Genomic DNA, 5524 nt, shown 5'->3' with positions numbered 1-5524 from the left:
CTACTATAAGAGGCATTGGTATCCCACCTGGCTTGTTAAAGGTTACTTCATAAAAGAATTTAGGTTCTTTTACACGCGTCCTTTCCTCAGCAGACATGTTATCCATCATAAAGTCCTTCAAGGGTACAGAAACTTCGCTTGGAGTCATCCCGTTAAGTGCCTCATCTGTTTCCTCACTATCTGCATCCACCAAGAAAACAAGCGGACGGAGGTCTGCTTCCGTTAAATTTCTTGCGGCCATGTATTCCAGCAATGGCTTTCCGGGCTTTTTACTTACCACATATTTTTTTACTTCTTTCACTCCGATATCTACGTAATCGGTTGTGTAGAACCATCCCCTCCAGAACCAATCGAGATCTACCGCAGAAGCATCTTCCATTGTACGGAAGAAATCCTCGGGGGTAGGATGTTTAAACATCCATCGCTGTGAATAGGTTTTAAAGGCATAATCGAATAATTCTCTTCCCATTACCGTTTCCCTGAGGATATTCAGAGCTGTAGCCGGTTTGGCATAGGCATTTGGCCCCAGTTGATAAACGTTCTCAGGATTAGACATAATGGGGGAGATCGTACTTTGATCCCCGCTCATATAAGGGACTATCTTTGAAGGATCTCCCCTTCTAGAAGGGTACTTTTCATTTGGAGCTATTACTTCCGGAAAGGTCTCCCCAAATTCCTGTTCTGCCAAATACTGCATAAAAGTGTCCAATCCTTCATCCATCCATCCCCATTGCCGTTCATCCGAATTCACGATCATCGGAAAGAAGTTATGTCCTACCTCATGGATGATCACACTGATCATCCCGTATTTTATCCTGTCCGAATAGGTCCCATCCTCATTTGGTCTTCCGTAATTCCAGCAGATCATTGGGTATTCCATCCCTTGATTTTTTGCGTGTACGGAAATGGCCTTGTGATAGGGATAATCAAAGGTGTGGGAGGAATAGGATTTTAAAGTACTGGCCACTGCTTTTGTGGATAATTCTTCCCACAGCGGATTGCCTTCTTTGGGATAGAGTGATACTGCCATAACGTCTTTGTTCCCGATCTTTACGGCCTGCATGTCCCAAATAAACTTACGCGAGCTTGCAAAACCATAATCGCGCACATTTTCTGCCCTGAATTTCCAGGTTTTCTTCTTTTCTGAAAATCCTTTTTCTGCTGCTTCGGCTTCAGCTTGAGTAACAATAAGTACAGGCTTGTCATACGACTTCTTAGCCTGTTCATAGCGATTCATCATATCCTTACTGAAAACTTCCTTGCGATTTGTCAAAACCCCTGTAGCATCCAGGATATGATCTGCAGGGACAGTTATGTTTACGTCGTAATTTCCAAAAGGAAGGGCAAACTCTCCACTGCCCCAGAACTGGTGGTTCTGCCATCCTTCCACGTCGCTGTATACAGCCATTCTTGGAAAGAACTGAGCAATTACGTAGGCGCGGTTCCCGTCCTTTTCAAAATATTCAAATCCGGAGCGAGCCCGGTCTATAGTATGATCCGGAATATTGTACCACCATTTTACGGAGAAAGAAACTTTCTCCCCGCTTTTCAAAGGATTGGCCAGGTCTACCCGCATCATAGTTTGGTTAATGGTATATGGCAAGGGTTTACCGTTAGAGTCTTTTACAAACTCTATTCTAAATCCTCCGTCAAAACTTTCTTTCATAAATTCCTTGGAGAATGCGCTGGGTACATAGGTATCATTTAGCCCATTTCCGTTTCTTAAGGGTGCTTTTGAATCCTTGGCTCTCACATTCTGATCTAATTGAAGCCATAGAAATTCCAAGGCCTCGGGAGCATTGTTGTGATAGGTGATGGTTTCTTCCCCATAAATACGGGCATTTTTATCATCCAGCTCAATATCCATCTTATAATCTGCCTGTTGCTGGTAATAGCTGGGGCCTGGGGTCCCTGAGGCCGACCTGTACATGTTTGGGGTCGCAAATTCCTCATACATCTGCTTGAATTTGCTTTGATTTAAATGCCCTGGAGCACGCTCTTTTGCCGTCTCTTCCTGAGCAAACAGTACAGAAACCAACAACAGTAATCCCGCGGTGGTAAATAACTTTAATTTAGTCATGAATTCTTTTTGATTTGATATTTTTCCGGCGCGGAAAATAGGATTTTTAGGGGAGATTACGTCCGCAATGCTATAAGTTTAACATTCCTTTATTACTTTCTCTGATAAGCACAAAACTCTTTTTATTTTCCAGGATCTTAAAATGGAGAATATTTTTCTGTTCTTCAAAAAGGTCCATCAAGAGTTCATTCTGTATTTCAATAGTTCTTAACTGGTCTATGGAAACATTCGGGATCTCCAGAAAGCATATCAGAATATCATTGTCGAATTTTTTTCCGAGGAATTGGTAACTGACGGCTTCTCCGTTGATCTTTACGAGAAATTTGGCCTTGAGATACTTCTCTATATACGCATCTGCATTTGTGATTTCATCGGGAGTTGCCAACAAAGCCTTTACCTCATATCGTTCTTCCAGCGCCTTTTCAAAATCATCAATAAAAAGTCGGCTGGTGATCTGCAGCGCTTCGCCTTTGTCATAATAATCTACATGGGTCACACTCACATAGAATTTATGAGCTCCCAATAACAGAAAAAGAGGTAAGAAAAACAATAAAAGTACTTTCCCTGCAAGTTGCATAGTCTATTTATTTTTTTAGGTGCAATTCACGTGCCATAAATGTCTACTCCAGATCATTATTTTTGCGATAATCTTTGCTCTTTAGAACCAGTAAATTCAGGATGCGAATATGATCCTCTGTTGCAACTATAGAATCGAAATGATCATCTACCTCACAATAGTACATAAAATCTGATATTTTTTCTTCCGGGATCCCCAATCGTTTAACAAAGATGCTGTCCGGATAAAAATTTCTGACTCGTTGAGTAAGTAAATATTTCCGGTCCCTGGCCACTCTTTTTTTTAGCATTTTGGTACGACCGGAAATAGCATTGATCAAAGGGTTAAAAGGGATACTTGTAAGCATTCCTATAGAGAACGGACCTATCGATGCTTCTTTTAATAATCGTTCGCTTTGCATCATAGGTTTCACATAGGCGTTGGGTAGTCCAAGGGTTGAAGCTGTCACTACGGGATCTGTTTTCATTTGTTGCATATCCCTGTTGAGATCGCCTGAGAGATTATAAGGTCTTACTACTACTTCGTCCAATTCATTTACAAACTCCTCCAAGGTGATATAGGCAATACTACTTTCAAGGATTGAGGCGCTGATCACAAGACTTTTGCGTTTATACTGCACGGCTGAAAACAGCAGTGTATCACCCAAGCTTACATCAATGGCAAATTCTCCCTCTTCATCGGAAATGGTTGCATTCCCCGCTGAGGTATTCATTATATGGACGTCTGGGATTCCTTTGGAATCAAATAGCATTTTGCCTTCGAGGGTTTTTAAGAAGTACGATTGTGCGGATAGCAACTGGATGGCTAAAAAAAAGCACAGGAAAAGGCATTTAGTCTTCCACATCGAGTCCTTTTCTGAATTCCTTACTTTGGGTCACCAGAAAATCAATCAGTTGAAATTCATTATCCTTCCTCAACAACGATTGTGTTGGCAACTGGCCATCGCAATACAAAAGGAAGGCATCTATCTTATCCTGCGGTAGCTGCAGGTCCTTTACAAAAAAATCATCATCGTATACTTGTCTTAAGACTTCACTGACTTTTAAGGGTGTTCTGGCTTCCCCGTTATCCTTGCTACCGGATAAAAAAAGTGCCTTAAATATATTCACAAAATTAAGCCCGTCCTGCATCCCCCTTACCGTAGGATCCAAAGCTATATTCTGTACCTCCCCGGTTGCGTCGGTCTCATAGGCGTATTGTTTAAATTCCTCATTCTGTAACTGAAGAAATTTTTTCTGATTCTCCGGGCTTACGGTCACCTCATCCAATTCGGTTATTTTTTCATTCACCTCTATTACCAGTCGGTTTTTGACAAGCATTTCCGCGCTAACTTTTAAGATCTCAATCTGATAATTTACAGCTGTAAAAACCAGTTCATCTCCTTCTTTTACATTGATAAGGAATTCCCCTTTTTCATTGGTGATGGTTGCCTTCTCAGCTGTAGTATTGATCACATTTTCGTTAGGCACAGGTACATTTCTGTAAATTACCTGCCCCCGCAGTGGTCGCCTAACATCTGTTTGGGCAGACCCCATGGTCATAAACAATAATACAGGTAATAAGAAAAGTAGCTTTTTCATAGGAACTATTAGGATGGTGTGAAGGGATTTAAAGGCAATTAATCCCAAAATCACCATGTTTTGATAAAGAAAAAATAAGTTGGCCGCATAAAAAAATAATCTGCCATTAAACTTATGTTAAAAAGCGCAGGAATCAAGCTTTTATTAGACTAAATAATAAATAAAACGACAAAAAAATAGGCTCTCAGGCTACTTCAAAGAAGTTTAAGAGTGGTTTATCTTATAAATTCGTATTTCGGGGTATAAGTTTAGAAGTATACAGATATAATTCTATTTTTGTTGGTCCTGAAAAGTCCTCCAAAAATTCAGTTCATGCACCTAACAAAACCCTTATTTTTTGTCTTGTTGATTTGCAGTTTTTCTGCGAACTCACAGATTAAAATTGGCGACAATCCCCAGAATATTGATCCATCTTCTATTTTGGAGCTGGAAAGTACTAGCAGGGCTTTTGTGATTAACAGGGTTACTACTGCTCAAATGAATGCTATTGTCCCCATTGAAGGTGCCATGGTCTACAATACCGATATTCAATGTCTGCATTATTACGATGGGGCGAACTGGCTCAACCTCTGCGAAGCGCTGGGACTTACCATTACCAACAACCCGGTCATCCATGCAGACACCACCATCGCTATTACCAGGGTAGATAATAATATCAATATTGAAGTAGATTCTATCACGGGCCTACAGATCGTAGACCGCAGTATCCGGGCTGCCGATATTGCCGGTTCTGCCATCAACGGTTCATTCCACATTCAAAATAGATCTGTGCCTTTAATTAAGTTAATACCTTCGGCGGTTCCGAATCAAATTATAAAAACCAATGCGGCTGGCACAGACGCTATTTGGGCAAATCCTGCACCATCCCCTATTGCCTTTGGGAAAGCAAATGGTGGAACAGCTCTCAAATTGTTTGGCGCCACTTCAATTGTAGGTTCCAGTGGAATCTATACGGTAACTCTTGCCGCTGCACGACCCAGCTCAGACTATATAGTTCAGCTAACTGCTGCGGGTGGCACTAATATTATCACTGTTAATAATCAAGGTCCTTCTTTTTTCATTGTTCAAATACAAGATCCTTCAGGAGGATTTGTTCCAAAACGCAGATTGGCATTTTACCGTTTTTGACAATTAACTATTGAAGAGATTCTACTACATACTACTGGGAATAGGACTGGTGGCCAACGGCCAAACGGCCCTGTACAACAGCGGTAATCTGCGAATACATGAAGAGGGGCAAATTGGCTTTCATACCAACCTTATCAATGACGGACCATTTGATGAAAA

The 5524-nt window shown here is 41.1% G+C and carries 5 protein-coding genes; 1 reads left to right on the top strand and 4 read right to left on the bottom strand.

Features of this window, described 5'->3' with window-relative positions; translation table 11 throughout:
- The 4 genes from WBM49_RS10470 to WBM49_RS10455 all read right to left on the bottom strand — a co-directional run.
- Positions 1–2080: M1 family metallopeptidase (locus tag WBM49_RS10470; protein ID WP_424372000.1), on the bottom strand; the 2080-nt coding region annotated here is incomplete at its 3' end.
- Positions 2081–2150: 70 nt separating this feature from the next.
- Positions 2151–2657, bottom strand: coding sequence for a DUF6702 family protein (locus WBM49_RS10465; protein ID WP_424371999.1), 507 nt, complete (start codon positions 2655–2657; stop codon positions 2151–2153).
- A 43-nt stretch (positions 2658–2700) separates the two neighbouring features.
- On the bottom strand, positions 2701–3408 hold the full coding sequence (locus WBM49_RS10460) for a carboxypeptidase-like regulatory domain-containing protein (RefSeq protein WP_424371998.1): 708 nt from the start codon (positions 3406–3408) through the stop codon (positions 2701–2703).
- Between the two features lie 79 nt (positions 3409–3487).
- Positions 3488–4237, bottom strand: a complete 750-nt coding sequence (locus WBM49_RS10455) for a carboxypeptidase-like regulatory domain-containing protein (RefSeq protein ID WP_424371997.1) — start codon at positions 4235–4237, stop codon at positions 3488–3490.
- Between the two features lie 312 nt (positions 4238–4549).
- On the opposite strand from WBM49_RS10455, the gene WBM49_RS10450 reads away from it, so the two are divergent.
- Positions 4550–5365, top strand: a complete 816-nt coding sequence (locus tag WBM49_RS10450) for a hypothetical protein (protein ID WP_424371996.1) — start codon at positions 4550–4552, stop codon at positions 5363–5365.
- Positions 5366–5524 lie beyond the last annotated feature (159 nt).

Origin of the sequence: Muriicola sp. (assembly GCF_049669965.1) — a bacterium.
In the GTDB taxonomy this organism is placed as follows: Bacteria; Bacteroidota; Bacteroidia; order Flavobacteriales; family Flavobacteriaceae; genus Muriicola.
This window is presented reverse-complemented; position numbering and strand designations above follow the sequence as displayed.